The organism is Microbispora sp. NPDC004025 (assembly GCF_053604425.1).
The window spans coordinates 210,812-231,042 of record NZ_JBSGHN010000005.1; the positions used below are offsets into that span (position 1 = coordinate 210,812).

Annotated in this window: 15 protein-coding genes; 6 read left to right on the plus strand and 9 right to left on the minus strand. The window is 69.7% G+C overall.

Going from position 1 to position 20,231, the window contains the following annotated elements; all coding sequences use genetic code 11:
* Nucleotides 1–416: 416 nt before the first annotated feature.
* Entirely contained in the window at nt 417–1,988 is a 1,572-nt protein-coding gene (locus ACWEQG_RS16320) for a trypsin-like serine peptidase (RefSeq protein WP_452285417.1), read from the plus strand.
* Between the two features lie 201 nt (nt 1,989–2,189).
* Nucleotides 2,190–3,770 carry a trypsin-like serine peptidase gene (locus tag ACWEQG_RS16325; RefSeq protein WP_452285419.1) on the plus strand — a complete coding sequence of 527 codons (1,581 nt, stop codon included), beginning with the start codon at nt 2,190–2,192 and terminating at the stop codon, nt 3,768–3,770.
* Between the two features lie 76 nt (nt 3,771–3,846).
* Here the strand turns inward: ACWEQG_RS16325 and ACWEQG_RS16330 are convergent, their stop codons facing one another.
* The 4 genes from ACWEQG_RS16330 to ACWEQG_RS16345 all read right to left on the minus strand — a co-directional run bounded on the left by ACWEQG_RS16330 (nt 3,847) and on the right by ACWEQG_RS16345 (nt 9,338).
* Nucleotides 3,847–5,655: an ABC-F family ATP-binding cassette domain-containing protein gene (locus ACWEQG_RS16330; protein WP_452285421.1), complete on the minus strand. Its 1,809-nt coding sequence runs from the start codon at nt 5,653–5,655 to the stop codon at nt 3,847–3,849.
* Nucleotides 5,656–5,667: 12 nt separating this feature from the next.
* On the minus strand, nt 5,668–6,606 hold the full coding sequence (locus tag ACWEQG_RS16335; protein ID WP_452285423.1) for a 4-(cytidine 5'-diphospho)-2-C-methyl-D-erythritol kinase: 939 nt from the start codon (nt 6,604–6,606) through the stop codon (nt 5,668–5,670).
* A 250-nt stretch (nt 6,607–6,856) separates the two neighbouring features.
* Nucleotides 6,857–8,368 (minus strand): trypsin-like serine peptidase, encoded by a 1,512-nt coding sequence (locus tag ACWEQG_RS16340; RefSeq protein WP_452285425.1) that lies wholly within the window; start codon nt 8,366–8,368, stop codon nt 6,857–6,859.
* 322 nt (nt 8,369–8,690) lie between these two features.
* Nucleotides 8,691–9,338: a TetR/AcrR family transcriptional regulator gene (locus tag ACWEQG_RS16345; protein ID WP_452285427.1), complete on the minus strand. Its 648-nt coding sequence runs from the start codon at nt 9,336–9,338 to the stop codon at nt 8,691–8,693.
* A 98-nt stretch (nt 9,339–9,436) separates the two neighbouring features.
* Here ACWEQG_RS16345 and ACWEQG_RS16350 point away from each other — a divergent pair, with 98 nt between their 5' ends.
* Nucleotides 9,437–10,036, plus strand: a complete 600-nt coding sequence (locus ACWEQG_RS16350) for a TIGR03086 family metal-binding protein (protein WP_452285429.1) — start codon at nt 9,437–9,439, stop codon at nt 10,034–10,036.
* 61 nt (nt 10,037–10,097) lie between these two features.
* On the opposite strand, the gene ACWEQG_RS16355 is transcribed toward ACWEQG_RS16350, so the two are convergent.
* Nucleotides 10,098–10,802 (minus strand): hypothetical protein, encoded by a 705-nt coding sequence (locus tag ACWEQG_RS16355; RefSeq protein WP_452285432.1) that lies wholly within the window; start codon nt 10,800–10,802, stop codon nt 10,098–10,100.
* Nucleotides 10,803–10,989: 187 nt separating this feature from the next.
* Between ACWEQG_RS16355 and ACWEQG_RS16360 the strand changes: the two genes are divergently transcribed.
* Both ACWEQG_RS16360 and ACWEQG_RS16365 read left to right on the plus strand, forming a co-directional pair.
* Nucleotides 10,990–12,984, plus strand: coding sequence for an ATP-binding protein (locus tag ACWEQG_RS16360; RefSeq protein WP_452285434.1), 1,995 nt, complete (start codon nt 10,990–10,992; stop codon nt 12,982–12,984).
* A gap of 2 nt (nt 12,985–12,986) precedes the next feature.
* Entirely contained in the window at nt 12,987–13,679 is a 693-nt protein-coding gene (locus ACWEQG_RS16365; RefSeq protein ID WP_452285436.1) for a response regulator, read from the plus strand.
* A gap of 81 nt (nt 13,680–13,760) precedes the next feature.
* On the opposite strand, the gene rsmA is transcribed toward ACWEQG_RS16365, so the two are convergent.
* Genes rsmA through ACWEQG_RS16385 form a run of 4 tightly spaced genes read right to left on the minus strand, consistent with a single transcriptional unit; the run spans nt 13,761 to nt 18,381 of the window.
* Nucleotides 13,761–14,615: a 16S rRNA (adenine(1518)-N(6)/adenine(1519)-N(6))-dimethyltransferase RsmA gene (gene rsmA, locus ACWEQG_RS16370; protein WP_363470024.1), complete on the minus strand. Its 855-nt coding sequence runs from the start codon at nt 14,613–14,615 to the stop codon at nt 13,761–13,763.
* A gap of 26 nt (nt 14,616–14,641) precedes the next feature.
* Nucleotides 14,642–15,499, minus strand: coding sequence for a TatD family hydrolase (locus ACWEQG_RS16375; RefSeq protein ID WP_452285438.1), 858 nt, complete (start codon nt 15,497–15,499; stop codon nt 14,642–14,644).
* Nucleotides 15,500–15,501: 2 nt separating this feature from the next.
* Entirely contained in the window at nt 15,502–17,088 is a 1,587-nt protein-coding gene (metG, locus tag ACWEQG_RS16380; RefSeq protein ID WP_452285440.1) for a methionine--tRNA ligase, read from the minus strand.
* A 54-nt stretch (nt 17,089–17,142) separates the two neighbouring features.
* Nucleotides 17,143–18,381 (minus strand): glycosyltransferase family 2 protein, encoded by a 1,239-nt coding sequence (locus ACWEQG_RS16385; RefSeq protein WP_363470033.1) that lies wholly within the window; start codon nt 18,379–18,381, stop codon nt 17,143–17,145.
* A gap of 396 nt (nt 18,382–18,777) precedes the next feature.
* Between ACWEQG_RS16385 and ACWEQG_RS16390 the strand changes: the two genes are divergently transcribed.
* A complete protein-coding gene (locus ACWEQG_RS16390; RefSeq protein ID WP_452285442.1) occupies nt 18,778–20,214 on the plus strand; it encodes a hypothetical protein in 1,437 nt (478 codons plus the stop codon).
* The last annotated feature ends 17 nt before the right edge of the window (nt 20,215–20,231 follow it).

A 20,231-nucleotide genomic window follows, 5' to 3' on the forward strand; every position in this document is an offset into this window, starting at 1 on the left:
CATCTCAGGCGCCGGCATGCCGAGCTCCACACGGCTGCACGGTCCACGCCCGAACACCCGCCTCACCCGCGCAAACCCCCTCTGTAGAGCCTCATGCGGAAGCCGCATCGCAGCAGCGGGACCGACTTTGACGGAGTCCGGACTCCTCCTGGTTTCATCTCTCATGTGTGATTTGCATCACAGGATTTCCTGAACCGTTCCATGACCGCGAGTGGAAAAGATCGAACAAGGCCCACGTGATCAGCGCAAACATGGTCAAGGGCGGCAGATGATGACATCAATACGCCATTTCCCCCTCACCGACAGTCCTCACGAATCGCCTTACATACCCCTGCTTTCTCCTATAGCTTTCTCCTCGATCCTTCACTGACGCATGGGGCGCAAGCGGCGTCCCACGACAGACCTGGGAGAAATCCATGAAGCGCACCCTCGCTCTCGGCGGGATCGCGGCGGGCCTGCTGGCCGCTGCCGCCGTCGCCGCGCCGGCTCAGGCCGACTCGGACGTCGCCCCTCCGGTCAACCTCGCCAACACGAACTTCGCCGCCAAGCAGGTCGCCGCGTTCTGGTACGGCCAGGGCAAGGCGAACCTGATCAACGCGACCCCCTACAACGTCGAGACGACGCTGCCGACCAAGCACGTCTCCACGGGTGGCGCTTCCGCCGACAGCAAGGCCGGCGTCGTGGGCTCCAGCGGCGACCAGAAGGCCGCCACGAGCAACCTGAAGAACATCAACCTGCCGAAAACCACCGGCAAGGTCTTCTTCATCGGCGCCGACAACAAGCCGCACTGGTGCTCCGCCACCTCGGTGCAGAGCCAGTACAAGAACCTGGTCGCGACCGCCGGTCACTGCGTCTACGACACGGTGAGCAACAAGGCCACCCTCGACAAGTGGGTCTTCATCCCGGGTTACTACCAGGGCAAGACCCCGTGGGGCATCTACGTCGGTAAGACGGCCTACACCCACTACGACTTCGACAACTACGAGGACGGCGACCGCAACTACGCGTTCGTCACCGTCTACAACGGTGTCCAGGTCACCGACGTGGCCGTCGACAAGGTCAAGAACTGGGTGGACAACCGCAAGTTCGAGACCAAGGCGGACGCGGAGAAGGCCCGCAAGGACCTCGAGCTCAAGACCACCGGCTGGGCCGGCGAGATCAAGCCCGTCGTGGACTACCGCACGGTGGTTCGCAACCGGCACGCCGAGTCCCAGAAGGAGTACATCAACATCCTCTGGTGGGCGTACGCCCAGGGCTGGGGCGACAACTACGCCACCCTGAGCAGCCCGTCCGCGCAGGACATCGACGACATCGCTGCCAAGATCAACCAGCAGCGTGGCGGCACCACGGAGTTCAAGGTGTCCCGGGGCACCGGCGTCACCGTGACCCGCGTCAGCAAGGAAGAGTTCAACGGCGCCAAGTACGGCGAGGGCGACGTCCGCGTCTCCGCGGACTACAAGGCCCTGTACTTCGCCTACAACAACGGCTGGTACAAGGTCACCTTCTGGGCCAACTTCGACATCGACTACATCCTCAAGGGGAAGATCGTCGACATCGCCCTCAAGGACGTCGGCACCCTCGGCAGCAACGTCGGTGGTCAGGGCCTGGCCTACAACCAGAAGATCGGTTCCGCGGTCTTCGTCTTCGGCTACCCGAGCGGGTCGCACCCGGACGGCAACTACGCCTTCACCGGCAAGACCCTCAAGTGGGCCTACGGCAAGACCTTCAAGGCCGCTGCCCCCGCGCTCAAGGCCGAGGAGCTCGTCGGCATCAAGTCCTCCTTCACCGGCGAGGGCTCGATCGGCTCGTCCTGGCTGTACCGCTACAGCAACACCAAGCGTCTCGGTTACCTCAACGGTGTGACCATCGCGGTCTCCGACACCGACGGCAACAAGCGCATCGACACCAGCGTCTCCCCGTACTTCGACGGTGAGACCCTGGCCGTCTACCAGTACGCCGCGAAGTTCGCTTCCGGCAAGATCGTCTGAGACCTTCCTCTGACGCTCTGACTGGACCAAGGAAAGGGCCCGGCCTTGAGCCGGGCCCTTTTCTTATATCCCGGGACGGCTGTCACGCATCGCTCCAGTAACAGCCCTTACGCCCCACTGATCTTCTCCGATAACTTTATTTTCATCCTTTACTGACGCATGGGGCAAATGTCACGCCCCACGCCAGACCTGGGAGAACAAGTGAAGCGCACCCTCGCTATCGGCGGCGTGGCGGCCGGCCTGCTGGCTTCCGCACTCGTCGCCTCCCCCGCACAGGCGGAGAAGGTGCCGGCCAAGCCCCTGGCCGACACGAACTTCGCCGCCAAGCAGGTGGCCGCGTTCTGGTACGGCCAGAAGATGGCCAACCTGATCAACGCCACGCCGTACAACGTGGAGACCAAGGTCTCCTCCAAGGTCGTCGCCCACCTGCCGAAGGAGCCCGCGTCCGTCAAGGCGGGTGTCGTCGGGTCCAGCGGTGACCAGAAGCCCACCGGCACCTCGAAGAACGTCAACCTGCCCCGGTCCTCCGGCAAGGTGTTCTTCGTCGGCGCCGACAACAAGCCGCACTGGTGCTCCGCCACGGCCATCCAGAGCGGGCACAAGAACCTCGTGGCGACCGCCGGGCACTGCGTCTTCAGCACGGCGAAAGAGAAGGCCACGATGAACAAGTGGGTCTTCATCCCCGGCTACTACCAGGGCAAGACCCCGTGGGGCATCTACGTCGGCAAGACGGCCTTCACCCACTTCGACTACGAGGTCTACGGCGACGGCGACTTCGACTACGCCTTCGTCGCCGTCTACAACGGTGTCCAGGTCACCGACGTGAAGACCGACAGCGTCAAGAACTGGGTCGACAAGCGCGTCTTCAAGACCCTGGCCGACGCCGAGAAGGCGCAGAAGGACGTCGAGATCAAGCAGACCGGCTGGGCCGGCAAGATCGTGCCGTTCGTGTCGAAGCCCGAGACGGTCGTCAGGGACAAGAAGAACAAGGAATATCAGCAGACGTGGATCGACGTCTGCAGCTGGGCCCACTGGCAGAACCTCCAGGCGCCGGCTCTCACCGCCGACAACAAGGCCCCCGCGACCAAGGACGCCGTGGAGATCCTGAACAAGGGCCGCGGTCAGACGACGGACTTCAAGACCGCGCCCGGCACCGGGATCAAGGTCACCCGCGTCTCGCTGACCGAGTACAACTCGGCCAAGGACGAGGTGAAGATCAACGACGTCGTGTTCCGGGTCTCGGAGGACGGCAAGAGCGTCTACTTCATCTACGACCACGGCTACTACAAGGTCAACTTCTGGGCCAAGTACGACCTGGACTACAAGCTGACCGGCAAGATCGTGGACATCACGCTGAAGGACGTCGGCCGCCTCGGCGACAACGTCCCCGGCCAGGGTCTCGCCTACAACCAGAAGGTCGGCCAGCCGACCTTCGTGTTCGGCTACCCGAGCGGGTCGCACCCGGACGGCAACTACGCCTTCACCGGCAAGACCCTCAAGTACAGCTACGGCAAGACCTTCCCGGCCGTGGCGCCGTCCATCAAGGGCGAGGCGCTCCAGGGCATAAAGTCGTCCTTCACCGGTGAGGGCGCGCTCGGCTCCGGCTGGCTGTTCAAGTACAACAACAGCAAGCGGTTCGGCTACCTGAACGGCGTCACCATCGGCGTCTCGGACACCGACGGCAACGACCGGTACGACACCAGCATCTCGCCGTACTTCGACGGCGAGACCCTGGGCGTCTACAAGGTCGCCGCGGCCACCGCGTCCGGCAAGATCGTCTAGTCGCCGATCGCGCGCGAAGGGCCCGGCAGCCTGCCGGGCCCTTTCCTTTTATCCGCCTTCAGGACGAGTTGCCCGCCTACTGGTCGAGCCGCTCGGCGAGCGTCATCCACTCCAGCTCGGCCGCCTCCTTCTGCGCGGCGATGTCGCGCAGCTCGGCGTCGAGCTTGCCCAGGCGCTCGAAGTCGCTCGCCGCCTCCGCCATCTGGGCGTGCAGCTTCGCCTCGCGCTCGCCGAACTTGTCGATCTGCCGCTCCAGCCGGTTGAGCTCCTTCTGCAGCTCGCGCAACTCCTTGGCGGACGGCCCCACGGCCTGCGCCGGCTGGCTGTCCGGCCGCACCTGCACGGAAGAACCGGCGGCACCGGAGGCCGCGCGGGCCGACAGGGCCTGGCCCGCCGCACGGCGTTCCAGGTATTCGTCCACCCCGCCCGGCAGCATCGACATCGTGCCGTCCCCGAGGAGCGCGACGCAGCGGTCGGCCACCCGCTCCAGGAAGTACCGGTCGTGACTGACCACCACGAGCGTGCCCGGCCACGCGTCGAGCAGGTCCTCCAGCTCGGTGAGCGTCTCGATGTCGAGGTCGTTGGTCGGCTCGTCGAGCAGCAGCACGTTCGGCTCGTCCATGATCAGCCGCAGGAGCTGCAGCCGCCGGCGCTCGCCGCCGGACAGGTCGCCGACGACCTTCCACTGCGCCTCGCCCCGGAAGCCGAGACGTTCCAGCAGCTGGGAGGCCGACCACTCCTTCTTGCCCACCTGGACGTACTTGCGGATCTCCTCGACCGTCTCCAGCACCCGCCGCGTGGGGTCCAGCTCGGCGAGCTCCTGCGACAGGTGCGCGAGCCGTACGGTCTTGCCGCGGACGACGCGGCCGGAGTCGTGCTCGACCGTGCCCGACAGCAGGCGCAGCACCGACGACTTGCCCGAGCCGTTGACCCCGATCAGGCCGATCCGGTCCCCCGGCCCGAACTGGTAGGTGCACCGTTCGAGCACCAGCGGACCCGACCCCGGGCCGCCGGCGTGGAGCGTCACGTCCTCCAGGTCCACGACGGTCTTGCCGAGCCGCGCCGAGGCGAAGTTGAGCAGCTCGACCGTCTCCCGCGCCGGCGGCTCGTTGGCGATGAGCGCCTCGGCGGCGTTGATCCGGAACTTGGGCTTGGAGGTCCGGGCCGGCGGTCCGCGCCGCAGCCACGCGATCTCCTTGCGCATGAGGTTCTGCCGGCGGTCCTCCGCGGCCTGCGCGATCCGCGCCCGCTCGGCCTTGGCCAGCACGTACGCCGCGTAGCCGCCCTCGTAGCGCTCCACCGAGCCGTCGACGACCTCCCACGTGCGGGTGGAGACCGCGTCGAGGAACCACCGGTCGTGCGTTACCACCAGCAGCGCGGACTTGCGCTGGACGAGATGCCCGGCGAGCCAGGCGATGGCCTCGATGTCGAGGTGGTTGGTGGGCTCGTCGAGGATCAGCAGGTCGTGCTCTTCGACCAGCAGCCGCGCCAGTGCCGTACGGCGGCGCTCACCGCCGGACAGCGCGCCCGCGGGAGCCGCGAGGTCGATGTCGCCGAGCAGGTTGGCGAGGATCTCCCTGATCGCGGGGTCGCCGGCCCACTCGTGCTCGGCCCGTCCGGCCAGCACGATGTCCTTCACGGCGGTGTCCGGGTCGAACTGGTCACGCTGCGAGAGCGTGCCGACGCGCAGATTGCGGGTGTGCGTGACGCGGCCGCTGTCGGGCTTCAGCGTCCCCGCGATGATCGAGATGAGCGTGGTCTTGCCACCGCCGTTGCGGCCGACGACGCCGATCCGGTCGCCCTGCTCGAGCCCGAGCGAGACGTCGGCGAGCAGCGGCTTGGGCCCGAAGGCGTGGGAGACGGACTCCAGATTGACCAGATTCATGGCCTGTAAAGCTTATCCGGCCCCCGCACCGGCAACGGTCGCGCCGGGGACGGGACCGTGCGCGGTGACGACGGCCCGGCAGCCGTCGACGTCCGTGATCAGGCCGGCCAGTTCGTGCGCGTGCTCGGCCGACTCGGCCAGGAACGCGCAGGTGGGGCCGGACCCGGAGACGAGCGCGCCGAGCGCGCCGTGCTCACGCCCGGCGGCGAGCGTGTCCGCGAGCGAGGGACGCAGCGCCAGCGCCGCGGGCTGGAGATCGTTGGTCAGCGCCTGCCCCAGCGCCTTCGCGTCGCCCCGGCGCAGGGCGTCGAGCAGCGTCTCGCTCACCGCGGGACGCGGTGCGGCCACCCCCGCCTCCTCGCGCAGCCGGTCGCACTCGCCGTACACCCTCGGGGTCGACAGGCCGCCGTCGGCGAGCGCGAACACCCAGTGGAAGACCCCCGCGGTCTCCAGCGGCGCGAGCCGCTCGCCGCGTCCGGTGCCCACGGCCGTGCCGCCGAGCAGCGCGAACGGCACGTCGCTGCCGATGTCGGCACCGATCTCCATCAGGTCCTCGACCGGCAGCCCGAGGCCCCACAGCTCGTTGCAGGCGACCAGGGCCGCGGCGGCGTCGGCGCTCCCCCCGGCCATTCCGCCCGCCACGGGGATCGACTTGCGGATCAGCAGATCGGCCCGGTACGTACGGCCCGCCCGGCCGGCCAGCGCCATGGCGGCCCGGACGGCGAGGTTGTCGTCGCTCACCGGAACCCCACCGGTGTGGTCCCCCTCGACCCTGACCCTGAGCGGAGCCGCGGTGGCGTCCCCGTCCGCCGGCTCGGCGGCGGTGACCTCGTCGAACAGCGAGACCGCGTGGAAGACGTTCACCAGGTCGTGGTAGCCGTCCTCGCGCAGCGGGCCGACCGCGAGCTGGAGGTTGACCTTCGCCGGCACGCGCACCGTGATCGCGCTCATCGCCCGTTCCCCCCGCTCGCGTCGTTCCCACGTGTGTCGTCCCGGTTCGTGTCGTCCTGGTAGTGGGCGACGGGCGAGGCCACGTCGTCTGTGCCTGACCATGGGACCCGAGCTTAGCGGCACCCGCCCACGGGGACATCTCGCGGATTTCCGCTGGTCAACCATTGGTCATCCGGGCCCGTACATGCGGAAAGGGCCCGGCTGGACGCCGAGCCCTTCCCTCAGTTCACCCGATGGCCGCGGGAGAACCTCAGACGATCTTGCCGGAAGCGAACTTCGCGGCGTACTTGTAGACCGCCAGGGTCTCACCGTCGAAGTACGGGGAGACGCTGGTGTCGATGCGCTTGTTGCCGTCGGTGTCGGAGACCGCGATGGTCACACCGTTGAGGTAACCGAGACGCTTGGTGCTGCTGTAGCGGTACAGCCACGAGGAACCGATCGAGCCCTGGCCGGTGAAGGAGGACTTGATGCCGACGAGCTCCTCGGCCTTCATGGCCGGAGCAGCGGCCTTGAAGGTCTTGCCGTAGCTCCACTTGAGGGTCTTGCCGGTGAAGGCGTAGCTGCCGTCCGGGTGCGACCCGCTCGGGTAACCGAACACGAAGACGTTCGTGCCGATCTTCTGGTTGTAGGCCAGGCCCTGACCACCGACGTTGGCGCCGAGGGTGCCGACGTCCTTCAGGGCGATGTCGACCAGCTTGCCGCGGAGCTTGTAGTCGACGTCGAAGTTGCCCCAGAAGGTGGCCTTGTACCAGGCGTTGTCCTTGGCGAAGTAGTAGGCCTTGCCGTCGGACGACCAGCCGCCGTTGCCGAACTCCCGCTTGGAGACCCGGTTGACGACGACGCCCCACGTCTTGTCCGAGTAGGTGGAGGTGCCGTACTTCTCGGCCTGCTCCGCCAGGGTCTTCTTGGCCGAGTCGACGGTCTTCGGGTCGACCGCGATCTGAGCGACGCTGGCCTCGACCTTCTTCGAGTCAGGAGTGCGCAGCGGCACCTTGTGGGCCCAGTCGATCCGGCTGACGATCTTGCCCGCGAAGCCGGTGCTCTTGAGCTCCAGCTCCTTGCGCGCCTTCTCGGCCTCGGCCTTGGTCTCGAAGTTGCGGTTGTCGACCCAGTTCTTGACCTTGTCGGTCTTGACGTCGGTGACCTGGACACCGTTGTAGACGGTGACGAACGCGTAGTTGCGGTCGCCGTCCTCGTAGTTGTCGAAGTCGTAGTGGGTGTACGCGGTCTTACCCACGTAGATGCCCCACGGGGTCTTGCCCTGGTAGTAACCCGGGATGAACACCCACTTGTCGAGGGTGGCCTTGTTGCTCACCGTGTCGTAGACGCAGTGGCCCGCGGTCGCGACCAGGTTCTTGTACTGGCTCTGCACCGCGGTCGCGGAGCACCAGTGCGGCTTCTTGTCGGCGCCGATGAAGAACACCTTGCCGGTGGTCTTCGGCAGGTTGACGTTCTTCGACGTGCCGGTGGACGCCTTCTTGTCACCGCTGGAGCCGACGACGCCGGCCTTGCTGTCAGCGGAGGCACCGCCGGTCGACACGTGCTTGGACGGCACGGTCGTCTCGACGTTGTACGGCGTCGCGTTGACGAGGTTGGCCTTGGCCTGGCCGTACCAGAACGCGGCGACCTGCTTGGCGGCGAAGTTCGTGTTGGCCAGGTTGACCGGCGGGGCGACGTCCGAGTCGGCCTGAGCCGGGGTGGCGACAGCAGCGGCGGCCAGCATGCCGACCGCGATGCCGCCGAGGGTGAGGGTGCGCTTCAACTTACTACTCCCTGGTCTGATCGTCGGGCGCCGCTTGCGCCCCATCCGTCAGTAAAGGACGGGTAAGAAGCTATCCGAGGTTTTGCCAGTTGTGACCCCGTCTAGTGGTTTCAGTCTGATCAGCCGGTCAAGATCGAGCCCGTCGCCGCCGCTCGAATCGCTCAGCGCGCCGTCACGTTTCCGCTGATCACAGAGGCCGCCGTCGCGACGCCATTACGGAGCGTCACTGATCCACGCAAGGCACCAATGTGACCCAAATCACATTAATCTGATGGAACGAGATGGCTAGTTGATCACGTCAAACTCGCTCCGTCAGAGCGGCTCACCCGCGCCACCGCCACTCCAGCTCGCCCGGCGCGGGCGGCGGCCCGGGCAGTGGATCCACGTCGTCTCCGGCCAGACCGGCGAGCAGCATCGCCAGGCAGCGCCGCCGCAGTTCGCCGGTCCGTCCGGGGTCGGGCACGCGCACGGCGGCGCAGCTCTCGAGCACCAGGCCCATGTCCTCGGCGACCACGTCGCGGCGCAGCCGTCCGGTCGCGTGGGCCCGCTCCACCAGCCGGTCCATCAGCGCGCCGGCCCGCTGCGCGTCACGCCGCATCTCCTCGGTCGGCGTGAAGGTTCCGGCGAGGTGGACGGTGAGGGAGTGCACGTCGGCGTCGACGATCCGGCCGAGGAAGACGGTGAGGGCCGTCCAGGCGTCCGGCTCGGTCTCGGCGGCCTCCGCCTCCTCGATCCAGCGGCGCAGCCCGTCGTGGCACAGCCGCCGCAGCAGGTCCTCCTTGCCGGGATATCTCCGGTAGAGCGCGCTCATTCCGACCCCGGCCCGCTCGGCGACGGCGGCGACCGGGGCCTTGGGATCGGCGAGGAAGACCTCCCTGGCGGCGTCGAGGATGGCCGCGTCGTTGCGTGCCGCCTGCCCCCGCCGCCCGGCGAGGCCGGCGGCGCCGTTGTCGTCTGTCCGCTGTGGCATGCCCACACGGTAGCAGTGGAACAGAACATTCCGTTCTGGTAGAGTTGTCAGTAACGGAACGGAACATTCCGCTCCCTGTTCGACGAGAGGGCACCCTGATGAGCGAGACCATGACGGCGAGCTGGCGGACCCTGCTGGCCGAGTCCCACGACGCGCTGCGCGGGGCGGTCGCCGGCGTCGCCCCCGGCAGCTGGGACGCCGCGACGCCCTGCGAGAAGTGGTCGGTCACCCAGGTGCTGCAGCACGCGGCCGGCGACCAGATCGCGTTCGCCGCGGCGATCACGGGTGGGCCGTGGCCGTCCGAGGACCCGTTCTCCCCCTCCGGCCAAGTCGACGGTGACCCCGCGACGTATCTCGCCGCGGCGCTGGACGCCTCGGCCGGCGCCTGGGCGACCGTCGACGACCAGGCCGAGCAGGTGCCGGTGCCGCTCCCGCAGGGCCCCATGCCCGCCTGGCTCGCGGCCGGCGCATGCGCGCTCGACGCCGCCGTGCACGCCTGGGACATCGCGACGGCCACCGGGCAGCCCTCGCCCCTCACGCCCGCGATGGCCCGGCCGCTGATGGAGGTCGCCACCCGGATCGTCGAGCCGCTGCGCGCCTACGGCGCGTACGCCGCGGCCCTCGACGCGGGCGGCGACGCCGATGACGTGGTCGCGCTTCTCGCCTATCTCGGCCGCCGGCCGGTCCGCGCGTCCTGATCCGCGCGTCCTGATTCGGCGGCGCATGCCCGGGCCCTGACAGCGGGCCCGGGCGTGGACCTCATCGCCGCAGGCGAGCCCAGCGCAGGCCGAAGACGATCGCGGCGAGCAGTGGCCAGAGCATCCACCCGTAGAGACCGGCGAGCCACGCCGTGTCGAACACCGCCGACGGCACGACCACACCGACGACACTGACCAGGCCCGTCACGGCGAGCACGACGCCGAGCCAGCACAGCCAGCGCGTGACGATCCCGCCCCGCAGTGCCGCGACCGAGAACGCCCCCATCAGCAGCGACTGGACGACCACGGCGACCTCTCCGAGCATCTGGCCGAACCAGGACAAGGAGTGCCACGTCAGCAGCGTGGCGTCACCGGTCGCGGGCAGGTCCGGCAGCACCCAGAGCAGCGTGACCCCCGTAACGACGGCGTTGAGGGCGGCGAGCAGGCCGCCGCTCAGCAGGACCACTCCGGCCAGCGGCGAGCCGGGGGCGGACGCGCGGGCCAGCCGGGCCAGCGCGGCCGTCAGCACGACCAGCGCGACGACGGCCAGCACCCCCGCGAAGGCGTTGACCCGCAGGGTCGTCATCGACTCGGCCGCCCACGCGCGGACGGCCGCCGCGTCCGCCTTGCCGGCCTGCGGGGACTCGGGCGCCCAGGTGCCGAACATCACCACGAAGAGGGCGAGCGCGGCGACCGCCGCGGTGCCGAGCGCGGGCCGTACGACGGTGGGCGCGGTCTCGGCCGTTCCTGCGTTGACGGTGGACATCTCTCCTCCAGATCACGTGGACTCCCACTGACGCACCGACCCTCGGCCGCCCGCCGCCCCGGCGGCCACCGGCGGACGTCCTCCCCGATCCCGTGGTCACGCCCGTACGGGGACGGGACGGACGTCCCGGGACGGCAGGACACGCGCGGCGTTATGGTTTCCCGGTCGCGAACGCTGGGAGAAGAACGTGGTAACCCGTCTGTCGCGCCTGACCGCCGGAAGCCTGCTCGGCACGTCGGTCGTCCTGTTCGCCGCGACGGCGTGGGGCGCGGCTTTCGTCACCGGGGTGACCGCTCCGGCCGCCTCCGACATCGTGTGGTTCGCCGGGTTCCTCGCCTTCCCGCTGGTCGGCGCGCTCATCGCCTGGCACCGTCCGGGCAACCCCGTCGGCTGGTTCTTCCTGGCCGTGGGAGTGCTGCAGTTCGGCGCGGCCGTCGGGGACGGGCTGGCCCAGCACGCCGTCGCGACGGACCCGGCCTCCGTGCTGGGCCCGCTGCTGGTGCTGGTGCAGAACGCGCTGTTCGCCGTGGCCTGGGTGACCGCCACGACCTATCCCCTGCTGCTCTATCCCGACGGGCGTCCGCCGACGCCCCGGTGGCGATGGGCGTTGCACGCCACGACGGCCGCGCTGGTGGTCCTCGTCGCCTCGATCGCCGTCACCCCGGGACGGATCAGCGAGGACGACCCCGCCGTGAACCCCCTCGGCGTACCGCTGCTGGGGCCGGTCGCGCCCGCGGTCACGACCGGCATGCTCGTCGTCCTTCTCGGGCTGACCCTGACCGCGACGGCGTCGATCATCGTGCGCTGGAGCCGGGCCGACGGCGCGGGCCGCGAACGCCTGGCGTGGCTGGCGCTGGCCGCCGTCGTGGTCATCGCCGGCATCGTGGCGCAGCCGCTCGCGGACGCGTGGACGCCGGACTGGTTCGGCGCGATCCTGGAGAGCCTCACGGTGGCCGCGATGCCCGTCGCGACCGGGGTCGCGATCCTGCGCACCGATCTGTTCGACATCGCGGCCGTGCTCGACCGCGCCATCGTCTACGCGGCGCTCACCGCGATCGTGGTCGTGACCTACCTGGCCTGCCTCGCCGTGACGTCCACGATCCTCGCCCCCGATCCGAGCCGCGGCTCCGCGCTCCTGGCGACGGCCGTCGTCGCGGTCTCGCTGAGTCCGGTGAAGGACCGGCTGCTGCGCGGGGTCGACCGGCTGCTGTTCGGCGACCGCGGTCATCCGTACGAGGTGCTCACCGGGCTGGCGGAACGGCTGTCCCGGATCGACGTGCTGGAGGAGCTGCTGCGCACGGTCACCGAGACGCTCACCACCATGCTGCGCCTGCCGCAGGCGCGGGTCGTGACAGGCCGTGACGTCCCCGCCCCGCCCGGCATGCTCGCGTTTCCCCTGGTCGCCCACGGCCGTCAGGAGGGAACGCTGCTGGTCGGCCACCGCTCCGGGCAGAGCAGGTTCGACGCCCGGGAGCAGGAGCTGCTCGCCGACCTCGCCGGGCAGATCGCCGTCGCGATCCGTGCGGCGCGCCTGTCGGAGGACCTGCGCGAGTCGCGGGAAAGGATCGTCCGGGCACGCGAGGAGGAGCGGCTGCGCGTCCGCCGGGATCTGCACGACGGCCTGGGACCGCTGCTGGCCGCGGCCAGCCTGCAGATCGACGTGCTCGCCGACCGGGTGGGGGACGCCGACACGGCCCATCTGGTCGCGAAGATCAAGGCGTTGATCAGCCGGTCCGTGACCGACGTACGGCAGGTCGTGCACGGGCTGCGCCCGCCCGCTCTCGACGATCTGGGTCTCGCGGGCGTCGTGCGGGAACACGCCGCGGCGCTGCGTGCGGCGGGCCTGCGCGTACGGGTGCACTGTCCCGACGACCTCGCCGTGCCCAGCGCCGCCGTGGAGGTCGCGGCCTACCGGATCGTGACGGAGGCCATGACCAACGTCGTACGGCACGCCGGGGCCGCGAGCTGCACCGTCACTCTCGTGCCGGAGGACCCGTGGCTGCGGGTCGAGGTGGCGGACGACGGGGTCGGGGTCACGTCGCCGCTCCGGGACGGCGTCGGCCTGGCCTCCATGCGCGAACGCGCCGACGAGCTCGGGGGCACGCTCACGATCGGGCCCGGCCCCGGCGGCGGAACACGCGTGACCGCTCTGCTCCCTTTGCATGGCTCTGGGAGGATCTGACCATGACCACGCCGGTACGGGTCCTGCTCGTCGACGACCATCCGATCTTCCTCGACGGCCTGCGGACGGCACTCACCGGACTGCCCGAGATCGAGGTCGTGGACTGTGCCGGTGACGGGCTCGCGGCGCTCACGGCGGTCGCGCGGTCGCGGCCCGACGTGGTGCTGATGGACCTGACGATGCCCGGCATGAGCGGCGTCGAGGCCACCCGCCGGATCACGGCGCGGGACGACGGGCCGGCCGTGCTCGTGCTGACCATGCACGCCGACGACGACTCCGTCTACGCCGCCATCCGGGCCGGCGCCTCCGGATATCTGCTCAAGGGCTCCGACCGGGCCGACGTGGTGCGTGCCGTACTGGCGGTCGCGGCGGGCGAGGCGGTCTTCGGCCCGGAGATCGCCCAGCGGGTGCTGCGGTCGTTCGCGGCGGGCCCGCGCGGCGCCTCCCCGCGGCCGTTCCCCGAACTGACCTCGCGTGAGCTGGAGATCCTCGACCTCGTGGCGACCGGACTCGGCAACCAGGCCATCGCCCGCAGGCTCTCCATCAGCCCGAAGACCGTGCGCAACAGCGTTTCGACCATCCTCGGCAAGCTGCACGCCGCCGACCGGGGAGAGGCCGTCGCCCGCGCGCGGGCCCACGGTCTCGGACAGGCCGCGCGGGGGACGGCCGCTCACGACCCTCACCGCGCGCTCTGAGGACCCGCACGTCCTGGGAAGATCCGCACGCTTGGGAGCCTCGGGCGGCCTCGGGCGGCCTCGTTCGGAGATCCGTACTGCCTAGGCGATCGCGGCGGCCCGCTGCTCGGCGATGCGGGCGAAGTCCTCGATCCGCAGTTGCTCCCCGCGCGCCGAGGGGTCGATCCCCGCTCCGACCAGTGCCTTCTCGGCTGCGGCCGGTGTGCCGGCCCAGGAGGCGAGCGCGGCGCGCAGCGTCTTACGGCGCTGCGCGAAGGCCGCGTCGACGGCGGCGAAGACCTCCTGACGGGTCACCGTCGTCGCCGGCGGCTCCCGCCGTACGAGCGAGACGAGTCCGGAGTCGACGTTCGGCGCGGGCCAGAAGACGTTGCGCCCGACCGGCCCGGCCCTGCGCACGTCGGCGTACCAGGCCGCCTTCACCGACGGAACCCCGTAGATGCGCGACCCCGGCGACGCGGCGAGCCGGTCGGCGACCTCCGACTGCACCATCACCAGCCCGCGCCGCAGCGACGGCAGCACCTCGAGCAGGTGCAGCACGACCGGCACGGACACGTTGTACGGCAGGTTGGCCACGAGCACGGTCGGCTCGGCCCCGAGGTCGGCGGGCCCGACCTTGAGCGCGTCGGCGTGCACCACCTTCAGCCGGCCGGCCTCCTCGGGGGCCCGCTGCTCGACGGTCAGCGGCAGCTGCTCCGCCAGCACCGGGTCGATCTCCACGGCGACGACCTCGGCGACCTCAGGGAGCAGGGCGAGAGTGAGCGAGCCGAGCCCCGGCCCGACCTCGATCGCCACGTCGTCCGGGGTGACCTCGGCGAGCCGGACGATCCGGCGGACAGTGCCGCCGTCGATCACGAAGTTCTGCCCCAGCTTCTTCGTCGGCCGGAGGTTCAGCTTCTCCGCCAGCACACGCACTTCGACCGGCCCGAGCAGACTCATGCCTCCAGTGTGGGGCATCGGCGCGACTACCAGGCGCCGAAGACGGTCTCGCCGTTGGCCGAGATCCGGGCGGCGAGGTCGGCGACGTCCATGCCCTTGACCTCCGCGAGGCAGCGGAGCGTGAGCGGGATCAGGTAGGGCGCGTTGGGCTTGCCCCGGTGCGGCGTCGGCGGCAGGTAGGGCGCGTCGGTCTCCACCAGGATCAGCTCGGGCGCGGCCACCGCCGCCGCCTCGCGCAGGTATCCGGCGTTCTTGTAGGTGACAGGGCCGGAGAACGACATGAAGTAACCGGCGTCCACGCACCGCTTGGCCATCTCGGCGTCGCCGGAGAAGCTGTGGAAGACCACCACGTCGGGGGCGCCCTGGTCGGCGAGCACGGCGAGCACGTCGTCGTGCGCGTCCCGGTCGTGGATCACCAGCGCCCTGCCGGTCCGCTTGGCGATCTCGATGTGCGCGCGGAAGCTCGCGTGCTGGTCGTCCTTCGACGCCCAGTCGCGGAAGTAGTCGAGACCGGTCTCCCCCACCGCCCGCACGTGCGGCAGCCGCGCGAGGCCCTCGATCTCGGCGAGGACCTCGGGCGTGGCGGCGTGCGCCTCGTTCGGATGGATGGCCACCGCCGCGTAGACGTCCCGGTGCTCACCGGCCACCGCGGCGTTCCACCGCGAGGACGGCAGGTCGTAGCCGACCGTCACCAGTCGCGTCACGCCGACCGACTTCGCCTCGGCGAGGATCGACTCGACGCTCGCCCCGGCGGCCTGGGCCGCCAGCGCGACCGGATCCCCCGAGGACGCCTGCCGGTTGCCGACCATGATGTCCAGGTGGCAGTGGCTGTCGAACACCTCACCCGGCAACGCCTCGGGCTTCACGGGACGCTCGCGCGACATGGTCAGGCGGTCTCCAGCCTCGGGAAGAGGATCTCGCCCTTGACGACCTGGGCGCCGGCGGGCAGCCTGCCCCAGGTGGCGACGTCGGCGATCCGCTGGTCCGCGAGCGCGCCGAGGTGCGGCTCCGCACCGAGGGACGCCCAGAGCTTCTCGCTGGTGGCGGGCATGACCGGGTGCAGCAGCACCGCGATCGCGCGCAGCGACTCGGCCGCGGTGTAGAGGATCGTCGCGAGGCGCGCCTGCCCCTCCGGCGAGTCGTCCTTGGCCACCTTCCACGGCGCCTGGTCGCTCAGGTAGCCGTTGACCTGCTTCACGAAGTCGAAGATTGCGCCGATGCCGCCGGCGAAGTCGAGGTTGTCGCCGATCAGGGTGTCCGCCTGGGCCGCCGCGGCGGCGAGGCCGTCCGCGACCGCCTGCTCGGCCGGACCCGCGTCCTTGGCCTCGGGCAACGTCCCGTCGAAGTACTTGCCGATCATCGCGGCGACCCGGGACGCCAGGTTGCCGAAGTCGTTGGCGAGCTCGGAGGTGTAGCGGGCGGAGAAGTCCTCCCAGGAGAACGAGCCGTCCTGGCCGAACGGGATCGCCCGCAGGAAGTAGTAGCGGTAGGCGTCCACGCCGAAGTGGCTCGTCAGGTCACGCGGCGAGATGCCGGTGAGGTTGGACTTGCTCATCTTCTCGCCGCCGACCATGAGCCAGCCGTTGGCGAAGACCTTGCGCGGCAGCGGCAGGCCGTTCGCCATGAGCATGGCCGGCCAGATCACCGCGTGGAACCGGAGGATGTCCTTGCCGACCAGGTGGACGTTCGCCGGCCAGGTGGAATCGAACTTCGCCTGGTCGGAGCCGTACCCGACGGCCGTGGCGTAGTTGAGCAGCGCGTCGATCCACACGTAGATCACGTGCTTGGGGTCCCAGGGGATCGGGACGCCCCAGTCGAAGGTCGAGCGGGAGATCGACAGGTCCTGCAGGCCCTGCTTCACGAACTGGACGACCTCGTTGCGGGCCGAGGCGGGCTGGACGAAGCCCGGGTTCCGCTCGTAGAACTCCAGCAGCCGCTCGCCGTACGCCGAGAGCCTGAAGAAGTAGTTCTCCTCCTTCAGCCACTCGACCGGGCGCTTGTGGATCGGGCACAGGTCGCCCTCCAGCAGATCGCCGGGCGACTTGTACTCCTCGCACCCGACGCAGTAGGGGCCCTCGTACCCGCCCTTGTAGATCTCGCCCTTGTCGTACAGGTCCTGCACGAACTCCTGGACGCGGTCGGTGTGGCGCGGCTCGGTGGTGCGGATGAAGTCGTCGTTGGCGATGCGGAGGTGCTCCCAGAGCGGCTTCCAGGAGTCCTCGACGAGCTTGTCGCACCACTCCTGGGGCGTCACGCCGTTCGCCTCGGCCGTACGCATGATCTTCTGACCGTGCTCGTCCGTGCCGGTGAGGTACCACACCTTCTCGCCGCGCTGGCGGTGCCAGCGGGTGAGCACGTCGCCCGCGACGGTCGTGTAGGCGTGGCCCAGGTGCGGGGCGTCGTTGACGTAGTAGATCGGCGTCGTCACGTAGAACGCCGACTCCCCGGATGCAGTCGTTCCTGTAGCCGCCATGTGCGAATCCTATCGGCCCCGGGGAGGTGACTCCCCGGGATAAACCGCGGTGTGTCAGGCGACGGACTCGCGGCCGGCGGTCTCGGACTCGCGGCTGACGGCCTCGGCGGCCTCCTCGGCGGCGGACGCCGCGATGTCGACCGGGTTCTCCCGCGTACGGCGGATGCCGAGGATGCTGATGAACAGCGACGCGAAGATCGTCTGGAAGCTCATGACGAACGCGGTCGCCGAGGGCACGACGAGGCGCAGCGACTCGGCCGGGATCAGCTCGCCGAAGCCGCGGCCGCCCCAGTGGGCGAGCGAGGCCACCAGGCCGACCAGACCGGCCACGGCCAGGGCGCCACCCGCGAGCAGGCCCTTCTCCAGCGTGACGACGTCCACCAGCCTGCGGATGCGCCGGTCCTCGGGGAGGAAGCCCTCCTCGGCCGCGTACACCTTGGTGAACAGCGCGAACAGCACGGCCTGGAATCCGCTGATCACCATCGCGGACGCGCCGACCAGCGTGTCGACGTCGAAGGCGAGCTTGCCGATGTAGACCGGGCCGAACGTCAGCGCGGCCCCGACGACGAGGCCGAGGCTCATGAGCACCAGGCCCGGGATGAAGAACAGCCAGCGCGGGCTGTACAGCATGAGGAAGCGCAGGTGACGCCAGCCGTCCCGCCAGGAGCGCAGGTGCGGCGGGCGGGAGCGGCCGTCGGGCGACAGGGTGGTCGGCACCTCGCGGACGTCGAGCCCCTGCAGGGTCGCCTTCACGACCATCTCGGAGGCGAACTCCATGCCGCCGGTCTGCAGCCCCAGCCGCAGGATCGAGTCGCGGCGGAAGCCCCGCAGGCCGCAGTGGAAGTCGCCGATCTCGCTGGGGAAGAACAGCCGGCCGATGAACGACAGGACCGGGTTGCCCAGGTAGCGGTGCAGCGGGGGCATGGCCCCCGGAGCGATGCCGCCGCGGAACCGGTTGCCCATGACCAGCTCGGCGCCGTCCCGGAGCTGCTCGACGAAGGGCATCAGGCTCGTGAAGTCATAGGAGTCGTCCGCGTCGCCCATGATGACGTACTTGCCGCGCGCGGCGCGGATTCCGCCGATCAGGGCGTTGCCGTAGCCCTTCTCGTCAATGTGGACAACCCGGGCGCCCGCGTCGCGGGCCAGTTGTTGCGAGCCGTCGGTGCTGCCGTTGTCGGCGATGACCACCTCGCCGTCGATCCCGTTCTCGCGCATGCAGGTGAGGGCCTTGCGAACACAGATCTCCACGGTCTCGGCCTCATTGAGGCATGGCATGACAACGGTAAGTTCCACGTCGCAACTCCTTGCATATGACGGCAGGACACCAATGATGCCCGCTTCCCAGTAGCGTCCGAGTCAAGTCCGCGAAACGGCTGGCATTCTGTAACCGTGACTCCACCCACCGCTGGAGCGGCGGGCTTCCCGCGCCGCCGGCCGAGCGGCGACGCAGAGGACGAGCCCGGCTCGGACGATTCCCAGTGCGCCGGCCACGCCGGTGTGCACGGCGTGCCCGCAGGTCACGCGCCGGATTTCGGCGCGGACGGCGGAGTTCTCCTTCGCCCCATGCCCGCGGGTTTCCGGTGGAAGGCGCCGACAATCGAGGGGAGGAAGCGCGGAAACACCGGCCGGCCGACGCGGGCCGTGCCCTCCGCGCGACTGTGAATGGTCGCGATCGCTGATCCTCCCTCCGTGGACGCCTCCCCCGCCGGCGGTTGGAGCCGTACGGTCGCCTTACTGCGCCGGCACCGGGTCTTCGCGGTCGCGCTCGGCGTCGCCTTCGTGCTGCGGATCGTCACGATGCTGGGCTTCGGCCCGGCCATGTGGTTCAACGACTCCTACGACTACGTGTCGGTGGCGCTGCGCCCGCGTCCGCACCCTATCCGCCCGGACGGGTACAGCTTCTGGCTGCTGCTGCTCAAGCCGTTCCACAGTTTCTCGCTGGTGGTGTTGACCCAGCACCTCATGGGCCTGGCGACGGCGTTCCTTATCTATGCGCTGCTGACCAGAAGATTTGGGATGCCAGGCTGGGGGGCGACGCTCGCCGCCGCTCCCGTGATGTTCGACGCCTACCAGATCCAGCTCGAACAGCTGATCATGTCGGACACCATGTTCATCCTGCTCGTGGTGGGCGTGGTGACGCTCGTGCTGTGGCGGGAGCGGCTGACCTGGCGCGGCGGCACCGTGGTCGGGCTGCTGCTCGCGCTGACGGCGCTGACCCGGAGCATCGGCCTGCCCATCCTCGCCCTGGTCGTGGCGTATCTGGTGATCAAACGGGCGGGCTGGAAGCCGATCGTCGCCATGGTCACCGCGTGCGCGCTGCCCGTGCTCGCGTACATGGGCTGGTTCAAGGCCGTGAACGGCCAGTTCGCGATGACCAACAGCGACGGGGTGATCCTCTACATGAGGACGTCGCTGTTCGCCGACTGCCACAAGATGGACATCGACGAGCGCCGCGAGCTGGAGCTCGCGCTGCTGTGCATCAACGTCGCGCCCAAGGACCGCGGCCTGTCCGCGCAGGCGTACCTGTGGTGGGACGACCAGAACCAGCTCCACGTCTTCGGCTCGGGCATGAAGTTCACCCCGGAGATCAACGCCAACGCGAGCACGTTCGCGAAGCGGGCGATCCTGTCCCAGCCGGGTGACTACCTGGCCGCGGTGGCCAAGGACTTCTTCCGTGCCTTCCAGTGGGGCCGTCCCCGGTTCCCGGACGCCAAGACCTTCCTGCAGTACGAGTTCGACAACGAGTACACCCGCAAGCTGCCCAAGTGGAGCTCCTACCACAGCACCACGGACAAGGACGCCGAGGCGTACGAGAACGGCCCGGCCGCGACGCACGTGGTCTCGCCGTGGTCGGACATCATGATCGGATACCAGAAGGTCGTACGGCTGCCGGGCCTCGTGCTGGGCCTGCTGCTGCTGGCCGGCCTGTACGGCGTGGTGCGCCGCTGGCGCGACCTCGGCGGGCCCGCGCTGCTGCCCTGGCTGGGTGCGGCGGGCCTGATCCTGGCCCCGGCGGCGACCGCCGAGTTCGACTACCGCTATCTGCTGCCCGCGGCGCCGCTCGCCTGTCTCGCCGCCGCCCTCGCCGCGCGTGATCTCATGGCCGCTCGCAGGAGCGGCCGCTGACCCGGGCCACCTCGGCG

Coding starts and splice junctions, on each gene's coding strand:
- ACWEQG_RS16330 (WP_452285421.1), bottom strand. CDS start 5,655: ATGAATCTGGTCAATCTGGAGTCCGTCTCCCACGCCTTCGGGCCCAAG.
- ACWEQG_RS16375 (WP_452285438.1), bottom strand. CDS start 15,499: ATGTCGCGCGAGCGTCCCGTGAAGCCCGAGGCGTTGCCGGGTGAGGTG.
- ACWEQG_RS16350 (WP_452285429.1), top strand. CDS start 9,437: ATGAGCGAGACCATGACGGCGAGCTGGCGGACCCTGCTGGCCGAGTCC.
- metG (WP_452285440.1), bottom strand. CDS start 17,088: ATGGCGGCTACAGGAACGACTGCATCCGGGGAGTCGGCGTTCTACGTG.
- ACWEQG_RS16320 (WP_452285417.1), top strand. CDS start 417: ATGAAGCGCACCCTCGCTCTCGGCGGGATCGCGGCGGGCCTGCTGGCC.
- ACWEQG_RS16355 (WP_452285432.1), bottom strand. CDS start 10,802: ATGTCCACCGTCAACGCAGGAACGGCCGAGACCGCGCCCACCGTCGTA.
- ACWEQG_RS16345 (WP_452285427.1), bottom strand. CDS start 9,338: ATGCCACAGCGGACAGACGACAACGGCGCCGCCGGCCTCGCCGGGCGG.
- ACWEQG_RS16335 (WP_452285423.1), bottom strand. CDS start 6,606: ATGAGCGCGATCACGGTGCGCGTGCCGGCGAAGGTCAACCTCCAGCTC.
- rsmA (WP_363470024.1), bottom strand. CDS start 14,615: ATGAGTCTGCTCGGGCCGGTCGAAGTGCGTGTGCTGGCGGAGAAGCTG.
- ACWEQG_RS16365 (WP_452285436.1), top strand. CDS start 12,987: ATGACCACGCCGGTACGGGTCCTGCTCGTCGACGACCATCCGATCTTC.